The sequence below is a fragment of the Streptomyces exfoliatus genome (assembly GCF_000725545.1).
Lineage (GTDB): Bacteria > Actinomycetota > Actinomycetes > Streptomycetales > Streptomycetaceae > Streptomyces > Streptomyces exfoliatus.
Genome location: NZ_JNZP01000103.1, coordinates 1 through 334, shown reverse-complemented (window position 1 = coordinate 334; position 334 = coordinate 1). Strand labels below are relative to the sequence as shown.

Below are 334 nucleotides of genomic sequence, written 5' to 3'. Positions count from 1 at the left end.
ACCGCCCTCGCGGCGGGGGGTGGTCAGATCGGATCGGGTCTGCTGCTCGTGGTCGGTTTTCTGACGCCGTTGGCGGCGACCGGTGTCATCGGGGTGATGACGGTCGCGCTGACGGTGAAGTGGCGTCACGGGCTCTGGGTGCAGAACGACGGCTACGAGTATCCGCTGGTCCTCGTCGCCACGGCCGCGGCCCTCGCGGCGACCGGTCCCGGGGCGTGGTCTCTCGACGCGGTCCTCGGTCTCGCGTCGTACCCGCTGTGGTGGGCCGCCCTCGCGCTTGCGGCCGGTCTCGGCAGCGGTCTCCTCACCCGGCTCGTCCTGCACCGCACCGCCG

Annotated in this window: 1 protein-coding gene; it reads left to right on the top strand. The window is 72.5% G+C overall.

Annotation, left to right across the window (positions count from 1 at the left end):
* Positions 1–334, top strand: a 334-nt coding sequence (locus tag IO20_RS0134295) for a DoxX family protein (protein WP_031127812.1), incomplete at both ends; no start/stop codon positions are given.